15 protein-coding genes and 1 pseudogene are annotated in these 18,726 nt (G+C 59.7%); 3 read left to right on the top strand and 13 right to left on the bottom strand.

The annotated features are described in order from the left end of the window. Window positions 1–7: 7 nt before the first annotated feature. The 13 genes from ABYV89_RS05520 to ABYV89_RS05460 form a co-directional block, all read right to left on the bottom strand. Window positions 8–553 (bottom strand): 2-oxoacid:acceptor oxidoreductase family protein, encoded by a 546-nt coding sequence (locus ABYV89_RS05520; RefSeq protein WP_432821938.1) that lies wholly within the window; start codon window positions 551–553, stop codon window positions 8–10. A 31-nt stretch (window positions 554–584) separates the two neighbouring features. Next, window positions 585–1,400 carry a 2-oxoacid:ferredoxin oxidoreductase subunit beta gene (locus tag ABYV89_RS05515; protein WP_432821937.1) on the bottom strand — a complete coding sequence of 272 codons (816 nt, stop codon included), beginning with the start codon at window positions 1,398–1,400 and terminating at the stop codon, window positions 585–587. Further along, window positions 1,400–2,539 carry a 2-oxoacid:acceptor oxidoreductase subunit alpha gene (locus tag ABYV89_RS05510; protein WP_432821936.1) on the bottom strand — a complete coding sequence of 380 codons (1,140 nt, stop codon included), beginning with the start codon at window positions 2,537–2,539 and terminating at the stop codon, window positions 1,400–1,402. Before ABYV89_RS05510 ends, ABYV89_RS05515 begins: the two co-directional genes overlap by 1 nt. 23 nt (window positions 2,540–2,562) lie before the next feature. Further along, window positions 2,563–2,754, bottom strand: a complete 192-nt coding sequence (locus tag ABYV89_RS05505; protein ID WP_432821935.1) for a 4Fe-4S binding protein — start codon at window positions 2,752–2,754, stop codon at window positions 2,563–2,565. A 187-nt stretch (window positions 2,755–2,941) separates the two neighbouring features. Continuing rightward, window positions 2,942–3,898, bottom strand: a complete 957-nt coding sequence (mdh, locus tag ABYV89_RS05500; RefSeq protein ID WP_432821934.1) for a malate dehydrogenase — start codon at window positions 3,896–3,898, stop codon at window positions 2,942–2,944. Between the two features lie 76 nt (window positions 3,899–3,974). Next, on the bottom strand, window positions 3,975–6,206 hold the full coding sequence (locus tag ABYV89_RS05495) for an NADP-dependent isocitrate dehydrogenase (protein ID WP_432821933.1): 2,232 nt from the start codon (window positions 6,204–6,206) through the stop codon (window positions 3,975–3,977). A 185-nt stretch (window positions 6,207–6,391) separates the two neighbouring features. Next, the gene (locus ABYV89_RS05490; RefSeq protein WP_432821932.1) at window positions 6,392–7,111 is read right to left on the bottom strand and encodes a LysM peptidoglycan-binding domain-containing protein; all 720 of its coding nucleotides are present in this window, start codon (window positions 7,109–7,111) and stop codon (window positions 6,392–6,394) included. Window positions 7,112–7,192: 81 nt separating this feature from the next. After that, on the bottom strand, window positions 7,193–8,980 hold the full coding sequence (gene aspS / locus ABYV89_RS05485; RefSeq protein ID WP_432821931.1) for an aspartate--tRNA ligase: 1,788 nt from the start codon (window positions 8,978–8,980) through the stop codon (window positions 7,193–7,195). 101 nt (window positions 8,981–9,081) lie between these two features. Beyond that, entirely contained in the window at window positions 9,082–10,320 is a 1,239-nt protein-coding gene (hisS, locus tag ABYV89_RS05480; RefSeq protein WP_432821939.1) for a histidine--tRNA ligase, read from the bottom strand. Window positions 10,321–10,526: 206 nt separating this feature from the next. Beyond that, window positions 10,527–11,897, bottom strand: a complete 1,371-nt coding sequence (locus tag ABYV89_RS05475) for a diguanylate cyclase (protein ID WP_432821930.1) — start codon at window positions 11,895–11,897, stop codon at window positions 10,527–10,529. Between the two features lie 54 nt (window positions 11,898–11,951). Then, window positions 11,952–14,309: a DNA internalization-related competence protein ComEC/Rec2 gene (locus tag ABYV89_RS05470; protein ID WP_432821929.1), complete on the bottom strand. Its 2,358-nt coding sequence runs from the start codon at window positions 14,307–14,309 to the stop codon at window positions 11,952–11,954. A gap of 7 nt (window positions 14,310–14,316) precedes the next feature. Continuing rightward, complete coding sequence (locus ABYV89_RS05465; protein WP_432821928.1) at window positions 14,317–15,459, bottom strand: hypothetical protein; 1,143 nt, start codon at window positions 15,457–15,459, stop codon at window positions 14,317–14,319. 41 nt (window positions 15,460–15,500) lie between these two features. Beyond that, window positions 15,501–15,737 carry a hypothetical protein gene (locus ABYV89_RS05460; RefSeq protein ID WP_432821927.1) on the bottom strand — a complete coding sequence of 79 codons (237 nt, stop codon included), beginning with the start codon at window positions 15,735–15,737 and terminating at the stop codon, window positions 15,501–15,503. 174 nt (window positions 15,738–15,911) lie between these two features. On the opposite strand from ABYV89_RS05460, the gene ABYV89_RS05455 reads away from it, so the two are divergent. The 3 genes and pseudogenes from ABYV89_RS05455 to ABYV89_RS05445 form a co-directional block, all read left to right on the top strand. Then, entirely contained in the window at window positions 15,912–17,807 is a 1,896-nt protein-coding gene (locus ABYV89_RS05455) for an ABC-F family ATP-binding cassette domain-containing protein (protein ID WP_432821926.1), read from the top strand. Further along, window positions 17,731–18,216 carry a PP2C family protein-serine/threonine phosphatase gene (locus ABYV89_RS05450; protein WP_432821925.1) on the top strand — a complete coding sequence of 162 codons (486 nt, stop codon included), beginning with the start codon at window positions 17,731–17,733 and terminating at the stop codon, window positions 18,214–18,216. Before ABYV89_RS05455 ends, ABYV89_RS05450 begins: the two co-directional genes overlap by 77 nt. 130 nt (window positions 18,217–18,346) lie before the next feature. Next, window positions 18,347–18,726 (top strand): annotated as a pseudogene (locus tag ABYV89_RS05445) (hypothetical protein); the annotation flags it as partial.

Genomic DNA, 18,726 nt, shown 5'->3' with positions numbered 1-18,726 from the left:
TCTGCGCTTAGATCAGAGCTTTAGCCATCTCAAAGCCAAGGCTGTAGGCTTTTTTGTTCAAAGCGACAAAGGCTTCGGGAACCTTAGCCAGTACCGCTTTTTCACCGGATTCACGAGAAACCACATTGGTCAGGGCAATCATGGCACCAAGTGCGACCACATTGGCGACGATTTCACGACCAAGGTCGACTCTGGCGGTCCGCATGATCGGCAGCTTGTAGGTCTTGAAATTTCCCTTAGGATCACGGGTAACCATGTCGCTGTCCAGCAGGAGGACGCCGCCTTCCTTGATGCCATTGGCATACTTGTCGGCAGATTCCTGGGTCATGGCCAAGCAGGCATCGACGATGGTCGCTTTGGGGTAGTCAATCGGGCTATCGGAAATGATAACCTCAGACTTGGAAGCGCCGCCGCGGGCCTCAGGGCCATAGCTCTGGGACTGTGCAGCATGTTTTTTTTCAAGGATCGCGGCCGCCTCGGCAAGGATAATGCCGGCCGTAATCAGACCTTGGCCGCCAGCCCCGGAGAACCGGATTTCATATCTTTCAGCCATATTAAACTCTCCTTAATTCACAGATTGACGATCAAGCGCCTTTAGCTTTAGCGATGACCTTGGCGTACTGTTCGCAGTACTCGGGCTTGTCTTCCTTGTACAGAACACCGGTCAGAGTTTTGCCTTCGAGTTGTTCGGCGGTCATCTTGGCGGCAGCGGCTACCGGAACGGCAATATCCTTCAGGCGCTTCATCATGTCGACAACGCTGCGGTATTTGTTACGGCGACCGTAGCTGGTGGGGCAGTCGTCCAGAACTTCGATTACTGCCATTCCTTTGTGCTTGATTCCTTCGACAATCAATTTGTCGATCTGGGTCGCATGAAAGGCCGTAGTCCGGGCGACAAAGGTAGCGCCGGCGCCGATCGCGAGTTTGCTGATGTCGAAAATCGGATCAGGGTTGCCATACGGAGTGGTGGAGGCTTTCATCCCGGTCGGAGTACAAGGGGAGAACTGACCGCCGGTCATGCCGTAGATATAGTTGTTCATGATCACGTAGGTCATGTCAATGTTACGGCGGCAAGCGTGAATGAAGTGGTTACCACCGATGGCAGTACCATCGCCGTCTCCGCCGCAGCAGATGACGGTCATTTCAGGCTTGGCCATCTTGACGCCGGTGGCGAAGGCCGCAGCCCGGCCGTGAGCGGTATGCAGGGTGCAAGCATCAATATAGCCGGGAAGACGGCTGGCGCAGCCAATACCAGAGACGATAGCGGTATTGTTTTTTTCAAGACCACAGGTGTCCATGGCCCGGATCAGGCCTTTCATTACAATACCGTGACCGCAGCCAGGGCACCAGATGTGGGGAAGTTTCCCGGGACGGAGCCATTTATCATAATCGTACGACATTACATTACCTCCTTGACCTTCTTCATGATCTGGCCGGGATTGATCGGTTCACCGTCGACCCGGAATACGCCGCCAAGGGCACAGCTCCCTTTAGTAACACGCTCAACTTCAAGAATCATTTGTCCGAGGTTCATTTCGGGGACGACGATTGCTTTGACCTGCTTACCGAGGGCCTGTACGCGCTTTTCGGGGAAGGGCCAGAGGGTGATAGGACGGAACAGGCCGGCCTTGATTCCTTCTTTACGCATTTCGTTGACCGCATAACGAGCACTACGGGCTGTTGAGCCGTAAGCGAAAACGAGGACTTCTGCATCGTTACACAGATATTCTTCATTTTTCTCGATGGCGGCTGCATTTTCTGCCGATTCAACCTTACGTATCTGGCGGCGCTCTTCGGCGTCTACCAGTTCGGCCTTGGTGGTTGGGAAGCCGTCCTGTGCTTTGTTCAGACCAGTGACGTGGAAGCGGTATTCGGAGCCGAACGCGGCCAGCGGCGGAACGTCGCCAAAACTGGTATCGTAAGGCTTGTAATCCGCAGGAGCAACTGTCGGAGTGGTACGATTGATGATTTCAAGTTCGCCCGGCTCGGGAAATTCGATCGGCTCACGCATGTGGCCGACGATTTCATCGTAGAGCACCTGTACTGGCATGCGGTATTTTTCTGCCAGGTTGAAAGCGCGTACCGTTTCAGTGAAAATTTCCTGAATCGATGAGGGAACCAGTGCAATGGTAGCATGGTCACCATGGGTGCCCCATTTTGCCTGCTGTACGTCGGACTGGCCGGGGCCGGTCGGCATACCGGTCGAAGGACCGCCACGCATAACGTTGATGATGACGCAGGGGGTCTCGGCAATGCAGGCATAGCCGATCAGTTCCTGCTTGAGTGATACACCGGGACCCGAAGTCGCAGTCAAGGCCTTGGCTCCGGCAAGGGAAGCGCCGATAACCGATGCCATGGCAGCAATTTCGTCTTCCATCTGGATGAATTTACCGCCCACCTTGGGAAGTTCTTCGGACATAACCTCAGCAACTTCGGTAGATGGAGTGATTGGGTAACCGCCGAAAAAAGAGCACCCGGCATACATAGCACCGAGGGCGCAAGCAGTGTTCCCCTGAATAACAGCAACTTTTTTAGCCACGTTAATCGACCTCCTGTGAAAAATTAATCTTTGTGGACCTTGATGGCAAAGTCAGGGCAACGAAGCTCGCATTGCATGCAAACGATGCAATCTTCCGGCTTGACAACCTTAACCACGAACGCGTCCATCTCAAGTACCTGCTTGGGGCAGAAATCCACACAGATGCTGCACCCCTTGCAGTACTTTTCGATGACCTCAATTTTCGCACTGCTCATTCCAGATGTTCTCCTTTTCAGATAGTTGACCCCGGCGTAACCGCCGGTAAAAACGTCGAAATCCTACCATAAGTATTGTATACGTCGCCACAAAATAACTGCGCTAACAATATTTTTTCTGTGTAACAGAAAAGAAGGGCAATGTTGCCATTGCCCTTCTTTGGGACTGGCAAGTAACTAGCTGAAATTACATCTTCATGCTGCCGACAAGTTCTTTAACAGCGGCAACCGAGTTGTCAAACATGGCCTGCTCTTCGGCATTGAGTTTGAACTCGACAACCTTTTCGATGCCTTTGGCGCCGAGGATACAGGGGACGCCGACGTAGAAGCCTTTGACGCCGAATTCACCCTTGAGCAGGGCGCAGACCGGCAGGACGCGCTTCTGGTCCTTGAGGATCGACTCAGCCATGGCGACAGCAGAGGAGGCCGGGCTGTAGAAGGCGCTGCCGGTTTTCAGCAGGCGAACGACTTCACCGCCGGCATCCTTGGTGCGGGCAACCATGGCGTCCATGACTTCTTTGGCCTTGGCAGCGCTGCCGTACTTCTGCTCAAGCAGTTCCATGACCGGAATGCCGTTGACGCTGGCGTAGCGAACCAGGGGAACCATGGTGTCGCCGTGGCCGCCGAGAGTCATGGCGTTTACGTCCTTGATGGATACGCCGAGTTCCCAGGCGATGAAGCTCTGGAAACGGGCCGAGTCGAGTACGCCGGCCTGGCCCATGACGCGCTCGGAGGGGAAGCCGGTGATCTTCTGGCACAGGGTAACCATGGCGTCGAGGGGGTTGGAGATGATGATGACGAAGGCGTTGGGAGCGTACTGCTTGATCCCTTCGGAAACCGAAGTCATGATCTTGGAGTTGACTTCGATCAGGTCATCGCGGCTCATGCCGGGCTTGCGGGGCAGGCCGGCGGTGACGATGACGACGTCGGAGCCTTGAATGTCGCTGTAATCGTTGGTGCCTTTGATGTTGACGTCAAAGCCGTCAACCGGGGAGGCTTCGGCGAGGTCGAGGCACTTGCCCTGGGGCAGGCCGTCAACGATGTCGAACAGCACAACATCACCCAGTTCACGCAGGGCGCAGAGCTGAGCCAGAACGCCACCAATCTGACCACCACCGATAAGAGCGATTTTAGGTCTTGCCATTGTCTTCTCTCCTTAAGTTGGGAAATGGAAAAACACGGTACGGGGCAATCCTGTTGCCCCGTACCTGCTAAGGCTTTTACATTGCGTCGATAATTGCGTTCAGGGTTGCGCTGGGGCGCATGGCCTTCTCGGCTTTAACCGGGTCGGGGCGGTAGTAGCCGCCGATATCCACCGGTTTGCCCTGGGCAGCGAGAAGCTCCTGATTAATCTTGGCTTCGTTCGTTTCGAGGGCCGCGGCGACCTTGGTGAAACGGGCCTTCAGTTCGGCATCTTTACTTTGCATGGCCAGGGCCTGGGCCCAGTACATGGCGAGGTAGAAGCTGCTGCCACGGTTGTCAATCTCGTTCACCTTGCGGGAAGGCGCCTTGGCATTTTCCAGGTACTTGGTGACGCCCTGATCGAGGGTGTCGGCAAAGAGCTGGATTTTCTCGTCCTTGGTTCTGCTGGCAACATGCTCCAGTGAGGGGACCAGGGCGCAGTATTCACCGAGGGAGTCCCAACGCAGGTGACCTTCTTTGAGGAACTGCTCGACATGCTTGGGCGCGGAGCCGCCGGCGCCGGTCTCGAACAGCCCGCCGCCGTTCAGCAGGGGGACGATGGAGAGCATTCTTGCACTGGTGCCGAGTTCCAGGATCGGGAAGAGGTCAGTCAGGTAGTCACGCAGGACGTTGCCGGTAACGGTAATGGTGTCCTGACCTTTTCTGGCCCTTTCGCAGGCGAACTTCATGGCGTCGACCGGCTTCATGATGCGGATGTCGAGACCGGTGGTGTCGTGGTCTTTCAGGTAGGTGTTGACCTTGTTGATGATCTGCGCATCGTGGCCGCGATTTTCGTCCAGCCAGAAGATGGCCGGGGAGCCGGAAGCCTTGGCGCGGGTAACAGCCAGTTTGACCCAGTCCCGGATGGGAGCATCCTTGGTCTGGCAGGACCGGAAGACGTCGCCTTTTTCCACCGTCTGCTCAAGCAGGATGGCTCCGGAAGCATCCACGACGCGGATCTTGCCATTGCCCTGGGCGAAGAAGGTCTTGTCGTGGGAGCCGTACTCTTCGGCCTTCTGAGCCATCAGGCCGACGTTGGATACGTGACCCATGGTGGCCGGGTTGAACTGGCCGTGCTTCTGGCAGTCTTCGATGATGGTCTGATACATGGTGGCGTAGCAGCGGTCGGGAACCATGGCGAGAGTATCCTGAAGCTCGTCCTTGAGGTTCCACATCTGGCCGCCGTCGCGAACAACGACCGGCATCGAGGCATCGATGATGACGTCATTGGGAACGTGCAGGTTGGTGATGCCTTTGCGGGAGTCGACCATCGCCAGGGCGGGGCGGGTCTTGTAGACATCCATGATGGCCGCTTCGATTTCGGCCTTCTTGGCTTCGGGCAGTCGCTTGATCTTGGCATAGACGTCGCCCAGGCCGTTGCTGACATTGACGCCCAGCTCCTTGAATACATCACCGTACTTGTCGAATACATCTTTGTAGAAAACGGTGACGCATTGACCGAAGATGTAGGGGTCGGAGATTTTCATCATGGTCGCTTTGAGGTGCAGGGACAGCAGCACGCCATCCTTTTTTGCGACCTCAATCTGCTCTGCATAGAATTTACGCACGGCAGCGATGTTCAGCGACGATGAATCAAGTACTTCGCCAGCCTGCAGGGCCAGCTTGTCTTTCAGGAGAGTGACGCTGCCATCGGCTGCAACGAATTCGTATTTTACCGATGTCGCATCTTTGACGGTGATGGAGGTCTCGCTGGCGAAAAAGTCTTTTTCCGTCATGTGCGCTACGCGGGTCTTGGACACGGCAGGCCAGGGCTTCATCATTCTGTGGGGGTTTTTCTGGGCGAATTTCTTGACCGAGGCGGCGGCGCGGCGGTCAGAGTTGCCTTCACGCAGAACCGGGTTGACGGCGCTGCCCAGGCACTTGGAGAATCTGGCCTGCAGTGCCTTCTCGGCATCGTTTTTCGGCTCTTCCGGATAGTCGGGGATGTTGTAGCCCTGCTCCTGCAGCTCTTTAATGGCGTCCTGCAGCTGGGGAATGGAGGCGCTGACATTGGGCAGTTTGATGATGTTGGCTTCAGGGGTCAGCGAGATCTCGCCCAGTTGGGTGAGGAAATCAGGAATTTTCTGGGCTTCCGTCAGGTTGTCGGGGAAGTTGGCGATGATCCTGCCCGAAAGGGAAATGTCCCGGGTTTCAACGTTGACGCCAGAACCCTTGAGGAATTTCTGCACGATCGGGAGCAAGGCGTAGGTTGCGAGCGCCGGAGCTTCATCAATTTCTGACCAGATAATCGTTGATGCTTTTTTTGTCATGTCTCTCTCCTTGGTTGTCATGCCAGATACGCCAAAGGCGTAAAGGAAGGCAAATCATCTTCGCCTCAATCCGTATTGGTCCCAAATCGTGTATACAGTATACAAAGGGTTAATGGCTGTCAAGAAAAAATATGGTCCCCGGCGGGCTGATTTGAAGGGCTTTTCCGATCGCGTAGAACAGTGTGTCAGCGCGCTTTGCCCGGTGACGCTTTAATTAAAAGGTCGAGCGGGAAGATGTCGGATTTGCGGGCCGTAGCCCGGGCCTCTTTGGTTTCTTCCTCACTCAGGTTGCGTGGAATGTTCAGGGTCTGGCCCGGGTAGATCTGCCGCGGATCTTTAATCTGGTCACGATTGGCGCGGTAAATCAGGGGCCAGAGAAAGGCATCCTGGTAAACCTGTTTCTGGGCGGCAATAAACCAGAGTGTTTCGCCGTTTCCGACGAGGTAGCTGGTCACGGGCGGCGGTGGAGGCGGGGGCGGGGGAGGCAGTGGCTTGGGTTTGGCTGGAGCCGGCTTGCTGGCGGTTTTCGGCGGTTGTTTGGGCTTGCTCTTTTGCTCTTCTTTGAGCTGCTTTTTTAGCAGTTCAAGCTTTTCCTTGTTGCGGGTTTCCTCAAGGTCGCGCCGCAACTGTTCTTCGCGGGCGGCGTGAATCGCCTGCTGGGCCAGTGCTTCAGCGTAGGGGAAGGTTTCGCGGGCCAGTCGGTACTGCCCCCGGGTGACAAGTTCTTCACCATTGGTCATTACTTCGACGGCGGTCTGGTATTTTCCGGGGGCGAGTTCGGGAGCCCCGCTGGCGTGGGCCTTGGAGATGGCAATACGGGCGGCTTCAAGTTCCTTGCGGGGAGGGGAGGCGCACCCGTAAGAGAAAATGGACAGAGCGATCAGGATGATGAATGTTCTGTGCATAAGTAACCTTCATCGGCCCGATATGCCGGAAGGGCAGAGTAGTGCCGGGGATTCAGGGGGGAATCCCCGGCAGGGGGAAAATTACTTGGCTTTGGCAGCCAGTCTGATGTGCAGTTCGCGCAACTGTTTTTCGTCCACCAGGCCCGGGGCTTCGGACATCAGGCACGTCGCCTTCTGGGTCTTGGGGAAGGCGATCACGTCGCGGATCGAGTCGGAACCGGTGAGGATCATGGTCAGCCGGTCCAGGCCGAAGGCGATGCCGCCATGGGGCGGAGCGCCGTACTCGAGGGCATCCAGCAGAAAGCCGAACTTGGTCCGGGCCTCCTCTTCGCCGATGCCCATCAGCTGAAACATCTGGCTCTGGACGGACTGGTCATGGATACGGATGCTGCCGCCGCCGATTTCCGAGCCGTTGAGGACCAGGTCGTAGGCCTTGGCCCGAGCTTTGCCTGGATCGGTGGCCAGCAGCGCCACATCCTCGTCCATCGGCGCGGTGAAAGGATGGTGCACGGCGACGTGGCGGCGGGCTTCCCCATCCCACTCGAGCAAGGGGAAGTCGGTGACCCAGACGAACTTGTAGTCGTCTTTCTTGGCCAGGCCGAGCTTGTTGCCGAGGTGTCCGCGCAGCCGGCCCAGGGATTCGTTGGTAACCTTGTACGAGTCGGCGACGAACAGCAGCAGGTCACCCAGTTGGGCCTCCATCCGCTGATTGAGGGCCGCCAATTCGTCAGCGGTGAAGAACTTGGCGATCGGTGACTGCCAGCCTTCTTCGGTCATCTTCACCCAGGCCAGGCCCTTGGCGCCGTAGATCTTGACGAACTCGGTCAGGTCGTCAAGCTCCTTGCGGGACATGCTGGCGCCCCCCTTGACGTTGATGGCCTTGACCATGCCGCCGCCTGCCACCGCATCGGCGAACACCTTGAAGCCGCAGGATGCGACCAGGTCGGAGAGTTCGATCAGCTCGAGGTCGAAACGCAGGTCGGGGTTGTCGACCCCGTAGCGGGCCAGCGCCTCCTGGTAGGTCATGCGGGGCATCGGCAGGGTCACTTCCGCGCCGATCGCCTCCTTGAAGACCGCGGCGATCATTCCCTCCATCACCCGGATGACGTCATCGCGGCCGACAAAGCTCATTTCGCAGTCGATCTGGGTGAATTCAGGCTGGCGGTCGGCACGCAAATCTTCGTCGCGAAAGCAGCGGACGATCTGGAAGTAGCGGTCGAAGCCGGAAACCATCAGCAGCTGCTTGAACAGCTGGGGAGATTGGGGCAGCGCATAGAAGGTGCCGGGGTTGACGCGGCTCGGAACCAGGTAGTCGCGGGCGCCTTCCGGGGTACTCTTGGTCAACACCGGGGTTTCGATGTCGAGGAAGCCGTGGCTGTCGAGGTAGCGGCGCACGGTGCGGGTCACCTGGTAGCGCAGCATCAGGTTGTTCTGTACCGTGGTGCGGCGCAGGTCGAGGTAACGGTGCTTGAGGCGGATGTTTTCCGCCACATCGGTGAATTCATCGAGCATGAAGGGCGGGGTTTTTGCCGTGTTGAGGATGCGCAGGTCGCTTATCTCCACTTCGATCTCGCCGGTCTTCATTTTCGGGTTGACGGTCCCCTCGGGACGGGGGGAAACCTTGCCCCGGATGGCGACCACGAACTCGTTGCGGATTTTGTCGGCCTTGCCGTGGGCTTCGGGGTCACGGTCAGGGTCGAGCGCAAGCTGCACGATGCCTTCGCGGTCACGCAGGTCAATGAAAATCAGTCCACCGTGGTCGCGCCGCCGTTGAACCCAGCCCATCAGGCACACTTCTTTGCCGATTTCCTCTGCCGTTACCTGGCCGCAGTAATGGCTTCTTTTCCAGTCACCCAGCACGTCGTTCAAGTTTGTATCCTCCCGGTATTATGAGTAGAGTCTTTAGTCTGAGTTTAAACGAATTAAGCATTATATGAACCGATCCGGAGACCGTCAAGAACTATCCCCTGTCAGGAGGCCGGCGTCAACCCGGCCAGCAGCAGATTCTCGATGCCTTCGAGCGAAATGGTTTCCTGCGAGCTGGTTTCCATGGTGCGCAGCTGGGCTTCGCCGCGGGCCAGTTCGTCGCCGCCGATAATCAGCACCCGCCTGGCCTGCAGTTTGTCGGCCCGACGCAACTGGGATTTGAGGCTTTTCCCCTCGTAATCCATTTCGGCGTGCAGGCCGCGGCGCTGCAGGCGTGTCATGAGGCCAAAGGCATAGCGTGCCGGGTCGTCCCCCAGGGTGGCCAGAAACAGGTCGGGGCGGCCGGGCTCAATGCGGCCCTCGCCTTTCATCAGCGCCAGGCGTTCGACCCCCATGGCAAAGCCGATGCCGGACAGCGGCGGTCCTCCCAAGTCCTTGATCAGGCCGTCGTAACGACCGCCGGCGGCGACGGCATTCTGTGAGCCCAGGCTATTGGTGACCATTTCGAAGGTGGTCTTGCTGTAATAGTCGAGCCCGCGGACCATGCGGGCATTGATGGTAAACGGGGTGCCGACATCGTGCAGGTAGCCCTGGACTTTGCCGAAATGATCATCGCAGCCGCCGCACAGGTGATCGAGTACCGACGGGGCTTCGGCGGTCGCTTCCTTGCACCCGGGCACCTTGCAGTCGAGAACCCGCAGCGGGTTGGTCTGGTAGCGCCGCCGACAGTCGTCACAGAGGGCCTCAAGGTGTGCTTCGAGAAAGCTGGTCAGTGCCTGCCGGTAGGCCGGCCGGCACTCGGGGCAGCCGAGAGAGTTGAGCTGCAGTTCAACATCCTGGATGCCGACGGCATCGAAGTAATGGGCCAGCATGGTCAGAACCTGGGCATCGATTTTCGCATCCTCGACCCCGATGACCTCGGCGCCGATCTGGTGAAATTGACGGTAGCGCCCTTTCTGCGGCCGCTCGTAGCGGAACATCGGGCCCATATAATAGAGCTTGGCAACCGGGTCTTTCGTGTGCAGTTTGTTCTGGATGAAGGAGCGCATGACCGGCGCAGTCCCTTCGGGGCGCAGGGTCAGCGAATTGTCGCTCTTATCGTTGAAGGTGTACATTTCCTTTTCGACGATGTCGGTGGTCTCACCGATCGAGCGGCAGAAAAGTTCGGTCTTTTCCACCACCGGGACCCGGATTTCGGAAAAGCCGTAGGTGCCGAAAATGCGCCGGGCCTGTTCTTCAAGAAATTGCCAGGTTTCGACTTCACCCGGCAGGATATCGTTCATTCCCTTGATGCCTGTGATGCTCACGCTGTTCTACCTTTCACTGTTAATATGCCATTCGGGCCATCTTCAGGCCGGAATGCGGCCCATAGCATAGCGCAGAATCGAATGAATTGCTACGGTGCCCTGTCGAGATTGTCAGGGAAGTTGTCTGCGAGGATGTCGCGGTGATTGCTGAGAGTCATCCAGACGGGGAAGGCCGGCGGTGATTACGTGATTTCCCAGGCGCCCCGAATGACGTTGCGCACCTGCTTGCCATGGTACATGGCCTGGTCGGCGAGGTCGATGAGGGATTGCTTGTTGGCCGCGTTGCCAGGGTAAACGGCTTGCCCTACGGTGGCGGTCAGGTGAACCGGGGTGGCGGTGTCGGCCAGGAACGGATGGTTTTCAATGGTTCTGCGGATGCGCTCGCTGACCACGGAACTTCCCTGGCTGCCGGTTTCGACCAGCAGGGCGGTAAATTCGTCGCCGCCGTAACGAAACACCAGGTCGACCTCGCGAACGCATTTGCGCAACAGGTCGGACACTTCTTTCAATACCCGACTACCGGCAAGATGGCCGTGCGAATCGTTGACGGTTTTGAAGTGATCGAGATCCATGAATATCAGGGCCAGTTCGAGGCCGTAGCGTTCGGCACGGCGGATCTCCTGATCGAGGATCAACTGCAGGTAGCGGTAGTTGTGCAGGCCGGTCAGGTCGTCGATGTAGATCAGGTCTTTGGTCCCCTGAAAACGGCAGGCGTTTTGAAAACCGCTGGCCGTCTGCTCGGCCAGAAACAGCAGGTTTTCGTAAGGAAACGGCCGTGGCAGGTCGGCACCGGGGGCGTTGTAGAAAAAGAGGGCTCCGCGCAGGTGCTTGCCGAAGCGCAGGGGAAAGACGCACAGGGTGCGCAGGTCGTCGGGCCAGGTCGATTTGCGGGGCAGTTCTTCTTTTTGCATCAGGCGAAGCCCGCTAATATTACGCAGGCCGGTAAACAGGGCCTGCCCCATGGTCTGCATCTGAGCTTCGTTGTCAGCGCCATGGGAACCGATGATCCTGGGAGTCTTGTTGCGCTCCTGCAGAAAGGCGAAGGCGCGGCCCTCACCGATTTCCCGCATCATGGTTTCAATGGCCTGGGGCAGCAGTTTTTCATTTTCCATCTGCGAAGCCAGGTTCTGGCCGGCCTGAAAAAGCCGGATCTGCCCCTTGAGCAGGGTGTTTTCATCGAGCAGGCGCCGTTGTTCGAGGCTGGTGCGGACCAGGTGCCTGAGTTCTTCGGGATCAAACGGCTTGATAAGGTAGTCGCGAGCGCCGCTCTTGAGTGCCTGAATGGCTGTTTCCAGGCTGGCGTGGCTGGTGGCGAGAATGACTTCGGGAGGATTACTGATGCCGCGCGCCTGGCGGAGCACGTCGAGCCCGCTGATGCCGGGCATGACCAGGTCGGTCAGTACCACGTCGATGCCCCCCTGGCGCAGGCGGTTGAGGGCACTGTCGCCGGTAGCGACGGCTTCTACATCATAGCCCTCTTCGCCGAGCAGTTCAGCGTAAAGCCGGCGAAAAAAGAGCTCATCGTCAACGACCAGTATGGCGGGTTTTTTCATCCAGGAGTGCTCCTGCTGTAGGAATTTCTAACGTACCAGAGTCTCATTTTTGTGTCAACGGAAAAGCCTTTGGTTCCAATGGGTTGCTCGCCAGCCCCGGCCGGCGGTGGTAAATTGAAGGCTGCCGTGGAGATCGGTCTGCCAGGTGGCGATCTTTCGCATCTTAAGGGCCGAAGCCACTTCCGGGTGTGGGAACCCGTGCGAATTGCCGGCGCCGAGCGAGATGAAGACCTGTTGCGGGGCCAGTTCATTCAGCAGTAGTTCGGGGCAGGATTTGCGACTGCCGTGGTGTGGGTATTTGAGCAGGTTGACCGGTTGCGGCAGCGGTTCGGCCAGCAGTTGCCGCACCCCCTTTTCTTCGAGATCGCCGGTCAGCAGGACCGCGTCATTGCCGCAACCGGCCAGCAGCACCAGCGAGCGGTTGTTCAGGTTGCTGTCCTGCTGGTCCGGAACGAAGAGCCAGAGGGGGCCGGCGTCCCGGGCGTCGATTCTGCTCCAGCCCGGTGGCGGGCAGGCCAGGGGGATTTTTTTATCCGAAAGAACTTGCCTGAGTTGCGGGTCAAGCTGGTCCAGGGGGATCGCTGACCAGAATTCACCTACGGCAAAATGCTGCAGAACGTACAGCAGGCCTTTGCGGTGGTCGGGGTGATCGTGGGTCAGGATGACCGCATCGAGGGAGCGTACCCCCAGCCATCCCAGGGCCGGCGCCACCAGCCTTTCGCCGGTGTCGAAGTGATCGCTGTAGCTGCCGCCGCCGTCGATGAGATAATGGTGGCGGCCGGCAAAGCTCAGCAGGGTGGAGTCGCCCTGGCCGACACTCAGTGCCGTGGCTGCAAGGGCCGGGACCGGGCGCAGCGGCGCGCAAAGCAGCAGGGCTGCCGTCAGCCCGGCCAGGCCGCGCAGTTGCCAGCGGCGTTTCGAACCCCCCGGCAGCAGCAGGATTGCGGCCAGCAGAAAGGAGGCCATGACGGTCGCCGGCGTAGCGTAGTTCAGATGGCCGCCCAGGGCAGGAACCCTGAGCAGTTGCTCGACCGCGCCCAGGATGCTGTGGATGGTCGCGGCACACCCCTGGAACAGCCAGTCGCTCCCCTGGCCCCAGAGCGGGGCCAGCACGGCTCCGGCAAGCCCTATGGGGACGGCCGCAAAGGCGACCGCAGGTACCGCGAACAGGTTGGTTGCCAGCCCGGCCGGCGCCACCAGGTGAAAGTTCAGCAGCACCAGCGGGGCGGTGGCCAGGCTGGCCGCCAGGGTGGTCAGGGCCAGCGTGGCCAGGTACCGCAGCGGCCTGGGGCGTGACGGGACCCAGGCCAGCCAGCGCGGCACCAGGACCAGGATTCCGAACAGGCCGGCAAAGGAGAGCTGAAAGGCGGGCTGAAAAAGAATCAGCGGTTCGCCCAGCAAAAAGAGGAAGGCACAGGTCGCCAGCAGCTTCAGCGGCGGAGTCTGGCGAGAGCCGAGCAGCAGTGCCGCAGCCGCCAGCAGCATGACGAAGGCGCGCCGGGTCGAAATGGCGTTGCCGGTCAGCAGCAGGTAGGCCAGTAGGGCCGGCAGCAAGAGCAGGGGGAGCAGACGCACGGGGGGGGCGAGCAGGGCAAGCCGTTCCGAACGCAGGTACAAAAAGCGGCTGATCGCAAAAAGCATGGCCGCGACCAGGCCGATGTGCAGGCCCGAAATGGCGAACAGGTGGGAAATCCCACCTTCGGCCAGCAGCTGTTTATGCTCGGGGGAAAGACCGCTTTTGTCGCCAATCACCAGGGCCCGGACCAGGGGCGCCATGGAGGGTTCGACGACTTTGTCGATGCGTTCGCCGATGACAGAGCGCAGGTTTTCGATGGACCTCTTGCGGATATCGCCTGGGGCGAAAACCGCAAGATCGCGGTCTTTGGCAAGGAAGGCGGTAACGAAGATATCCTGGTAGGCGAGGTGGCGGGGGAAATCGAATTCTCCGGGCGTCCCGTAACTGCGAGGCGCCCGGAGTCGAGAGATGAAGCCGATCCGGCGGCCGGCTTGCGGCAGCGAATCGCTTTGATCGATGTAGAGCCGCACCGCCCCGTGAACCGCCGTGACCGCTTGCTCGCCGGAGACGCGCTCCGCCCGCAGATCGATGATCGCTCCGCCGCCGGAGCGGCGGGCGACGGAGAAGATCGTCCCTTCGATGCGCAGCGGCTTGTCACCGACGAATGCGCGGATGTGGCCGGCATCGGCAGGAGGGGTTATCTCGAAATGATAGAGGGAGCAGCCCAGGGCCCAGAAGAAAACCAGCAGCGGCAGCAGGCTGAAGCTCGATTGGCGCCGCAGCAGAAAGAGTGCGGCGCAGAGCAGGGTGAGACCGGTCCAGAGTGCGGAGGGGGGAAGGTAGGGGGCGCTTGCCAGGCCTGCCGCAAGGGCAAGCAGATAAAGCCAGAGCCCCATGAGGCCTCTACCTCGGGGCGCTTATGGCCACCAGCAGGGCCAGCAGGCGGTCGACCTGGTCTGGGGTGGGATGAATCCCGGCGGCCGGCAGCCCGACCAGGCGGCGATAGTCGGCGCCCTCCGAGCGTTGGGCCAAAAGCTGCAAGCTGTCCAGGCCGCCGCGGGGCGGCAGGGTCAGGGTCAGGGTGTTGTTGCCGCGCTCAAGAAAAACCGACCCGAGAGGGAGGTTTTGAAGAAAGGATGCCGGTGAAGCTTCCAGCAGTTTTCGATTGTTCAGCAGGGCGGTGATCGGTGCATCCGAAGCGGCCCTGATGGTCATCGTGTAAATTCCGGACGCCGGCGGGGTGAAGTCGAGCTGAACGGTGGCCGGGATGGTGCCGGCGCGCAGCCAGCTGCCGCCGCTCGGTTCACCGAGGTGGCGGATGCCGGTGGCCTGGGCGCCCGTAATATTTCGTGAGGATTCCGCCTCGATCGTCATCCGCTCAGGCAGGGGGGGGAGCAGCGGTTCCAGGCCGAGCACCTGGGCCGCGGTGACGGCCAGGATGTCCAGGGTGACCGGGCGATCGAGCTCCCAGCCGGCCAGGGGGGTGATCGTCGCCAGGTCGGGCGCCTGCAGTTCCAGGTAATCGAAGCCGCCGTCGGGAGGGAACTGGAGGTGGACTTCCTGCTCGCCGGCGGAAAGCCGGACCAGCCCCAGGTCGATCCGGGTGAATTCCTGCTCGCCGTCGGCGGTAAAGGTCTGCCCGGCAATACTGATTTGGTGCCCCGGCCGGCGCACGGCAACGCTGAGGCGATAACTGCCGCTGTGCGGCAGCAGGAAGCGCAGGTTGGCCGTGGTGCTGGTGGCCAGGCCGCTCAGCCAGCCGTCGCCGCTGTAGTTGCCAAAAGTCTGAAAGCGTTTGACCGAAACGGCATCCGTGGCCTGAAAGGAGGCTTCGCCCTCGATCCTCAGTTGCCTGCGACCGCTGAGGATGTTGAGGTAGTCGCTGTCAGCGGGGGTGTCCGGCAGGCCGAACGACCAGCCCATGGCGGTAACCAGGTTGACCATCCACTGTCTCTGGGTCGGCAGGGTCGTTTCGCCGGCCGCCAGGGCGGATCCCGCCAGCAGAATCCCGGTCAGAAAAAATGTCAGAAAAGAAGAGATTCTCAAGCCGGGCCTCCTGCCATTGCATAAAATCGCTGGCAAAAAGGTTAACACAGGCGGTCGGCTTTGAAAAGCTTCCTCTGACCGTCCTGCGCGCCGGGACAACGCTTGCTGCTTAATGCAAGATGAGGCGCGACCTTGCGCGGTTTGGGCCGAGTGCCCCGGCAGAGAAGTCTGTCGTCAATCCGTTTCATCGCCGTCGGTTGGGACGGTTGCTTTGCCTCCGGCAGCAGATAGCAGAATCCTGCGTAGAAAAATCCGAGCAGCATCAGTAGTTCAAACATGGTCACCTCCCGTTTCTGATGGTCTCAGTCTGTATTACTCCTGTGTCATAATATGTCACATGGGTCCCGGTCCCGGTTTATCTCCGGCAATTCTTGGTTTTTATCCGAACAGCGTGTATAAATGGGCCGTATTTTGCGCATCCACTCTTTATGCCCCGACGGGCTGGAAAATTCATGAACGTTATCGATGTCACTGAATTGCAGAAAAGCTACGGCGCCCGCACGGTTTTGTCCGGGCTCACCTTTGCCATTGCCGAAGGTGAGAAGGTCGGGGTTATCGGCCGCAACGGCTGCGGCAAGTCGACCCTGCTGCGGATTCTGGCGGCGACCGAAGATGCCGACGGCGGCAGCCTGATCCGCAAGCGCGGCCTGAGCGCGGCGTACCTGCCCCAGGAACCCCAGCTCGACCCCGGTCTGACCATTGGCGAAACCCTCGATGCCAGTCTCGAGGGGGCGCGCGACCGGGTGAACCGTTATCAGGAAATCCTTGGCCGGCTCCCCCAGGCGGCGGGCGCTGAGGCGACCCGGCTGCTGGACGAGCAGCACCAGCTGCAGGGCTGGCTCGATCATCACGGCGGCTGGGATCTCGGTCACCGGATTGCCGACATGTGCGGGCGCTTCGGCATCACTGACCTGGGCCAGAAGCTGGGCGAATTGTCCGGCGGCTGGGTCAAGAAGGTGGCGCTGGCCGGCATGTTTCTGCGCGAGCCGGAACTGCTGCTGCTCGACGAGCCGACCAACCATCTCGATGCCGACACCATCGCCGGGCTGGAGACGATGCTGCAGCAGTATCCCGGAGCCGTCGTGCTGGTCACCCACGACCGCTACTTTCTCGACCGCGTGGTCAACCGCATGTTCGAAGTGGATAACGGCGAGCTGACCCAGTACCGGGGCAGCTACAGCGATTACCTGCTGCAGAAGCAGGAGCGCCTCGAGGCCGAAGGGCGGGGCCAGAGCCGGCTGATGAACCTGCTGCGCCGGGAGGAGGCCTGGCTGCTCCGTGGCGCCAAGGCCCGCACCACCAAGCAGAAGGCCCGCATCGGCCGGGTAGGGGATCTGCGCGAACAAAAGAAGGACCTGCGCGTCCGTGACGTCAAGCTCGAGTTCACTGCCGAGCAGCGCCTGGGCGGCACCATCCTCGAATTTCGCGATCTGGGCGTCGAGCTTGGCGGCCGCTCTCTGATCGACCGGCTTTCCTTCATCCTGCGCAAGGGGGAACGGATCGGGATTCTCGGCCCCAACGGCTGCGGCAAGACCACCCTGCTGCGCACCGCCCTCGGCGAACTGGCGCCAACGACTGGCGAGGTTGTGCTTGGGAGCAACACCCGCATCGGCTATCTCGACCAGGCCCGCAGCGGCCTCGACCCCGAGCAGTACGTTCACGAGGCGGTCGGGGAGGGGGACTGGATCACCCTGGCCGGACAGAAGCGGCACAAGATCGGTTATCTCGAAGATTTCCTCTTTACCGCCGCCGAACAGCGCAAGCGCATCTCGACCCTTTCCGGCGGCGAGCGGGCACGGCTGCTGCTGGCCTGCCTGATGCTGCAGGGCGCCAATCTGCTGGTGCTCGACGAGCCGACCAACGACCTCGACATCCCGACCATGCAGGTGCTCGAAGAGGCCTTTGCCCAGTATGCCGGCTGCGTACTGGTGGTCACTCACGACCGCTGGTTTCTCGACCGCGTGGCCACCGGAATCCTGCATTTCGAAGGTGACGGGCAGGTGGTTTACTACGAAGGGAACTACGAGGATTTCTGCCGCTTCAAGGAAATGCAGGCCGAAGAAGAGCGGCAGGTTCGCAAGGCCGTCCCGAAACCGGTTGCCGAGCCGAAGGCAAAAAAGAAGACGGGGCTCAGCTACAAGGAGCGGCTCGAACTCGAAGCGGTGGAAAAGAAGATTGCCGAGCTCGAAGAACGCAAGGCCGAACGGGAAACCCTGCTCGCCGACCCCGTCCAACTCGACCATCTGCGCATGGCCGCGGTGGCCCGCGAACTTGAAGGGATCGAGGGCGAGCTGGAGACCCTGTTCGCGCGCTGGGAAGAACTGGAGACCAAAAACCAGGGCGAATAGACTGGTCACCGGGGCGCACCGACGACATTTGCCTTGGCCTGCGGGCAGGGTCAGGTATTGCAACGGGGGGCATCCGCTGCCCGTGGTGGTGCGCACCGACGGCTCTTTGGAGCTGCTGCGCGAGGGCGGCACCCTGATCGGCCTTGGCGGCCTGGTCCCGTACGAAGAGGCCGAGATCCAGCTGCGGCCGGGGGATCGCCTGTACCTTTATTCCGATGGCGTCACCGAGTATTTCTCCGAAGCGGGCGAACTGTTCGGAGAGCAGCGCCTGTTCGATTTTCTGCTGGAAGCCAGAACCCACCCGGTTGATCAGGGCGTGGAAGAGCTGATGGTCTGCCTGCGGGATTTCGGGGGCGGCCGGGCCCCGAGCGATGACGTGAGCATCATGGGGATCGAGTTTGTCGGGTGACTTTAAGGGGCGTGTGGAATTGTCATTAGAAATGCTGCTTTTTTGCCTGGCTTTCTGTAATGTCACGAGTGTTTGAAATTTCTTGAGGGGCTGCTGCAGATTGTTCCCGTTGTTTAATCTGGGGGGGAATATGCGCTTGACGATTCATAAAAAACTGCTTTTTTCCTACCTGTTTCTTTCCTGTTTCGCTGTCGGAATCGCGCTCTTTGCCGTTAACGTGATCCGGACCATCCAGACCGAGTTCAAAAGCGTCGCCGATGATGTGCTGCCGATGAGCCTGGCTCTCGAAGACATGCGTTTTGCCGGGTTGCGGATCGTGGCGTCAACGGTGGAGTACGGTTTATTGCTGCAGTTGCAGCAGGAACTGCGGCATGCCCCCTCCCTTGAAAAAGAAGAACAGGAGCTGGTTTCTTCCGGTTACAATGATTACCGGGAAGCCTTTGAACGCTACGAATTTCTTGTCGTCAACAGGTTTCCCGAACATGCGGACGTGCTTGATGATGTTCGCCG

It is taken from the genome of Trichloromonas sp. (assembly GCF_041583255.1).
GTDB lineage: Bacteria > Desulfobacterota > Desulfuromonadia > Desulfuromonadales > Trichloromonadaceae > Trichloromonas.
Note: the sequence above shows the minus strand (reverse complement) of the source record. Positions and strands in the feature narration are given on the sequence as shown.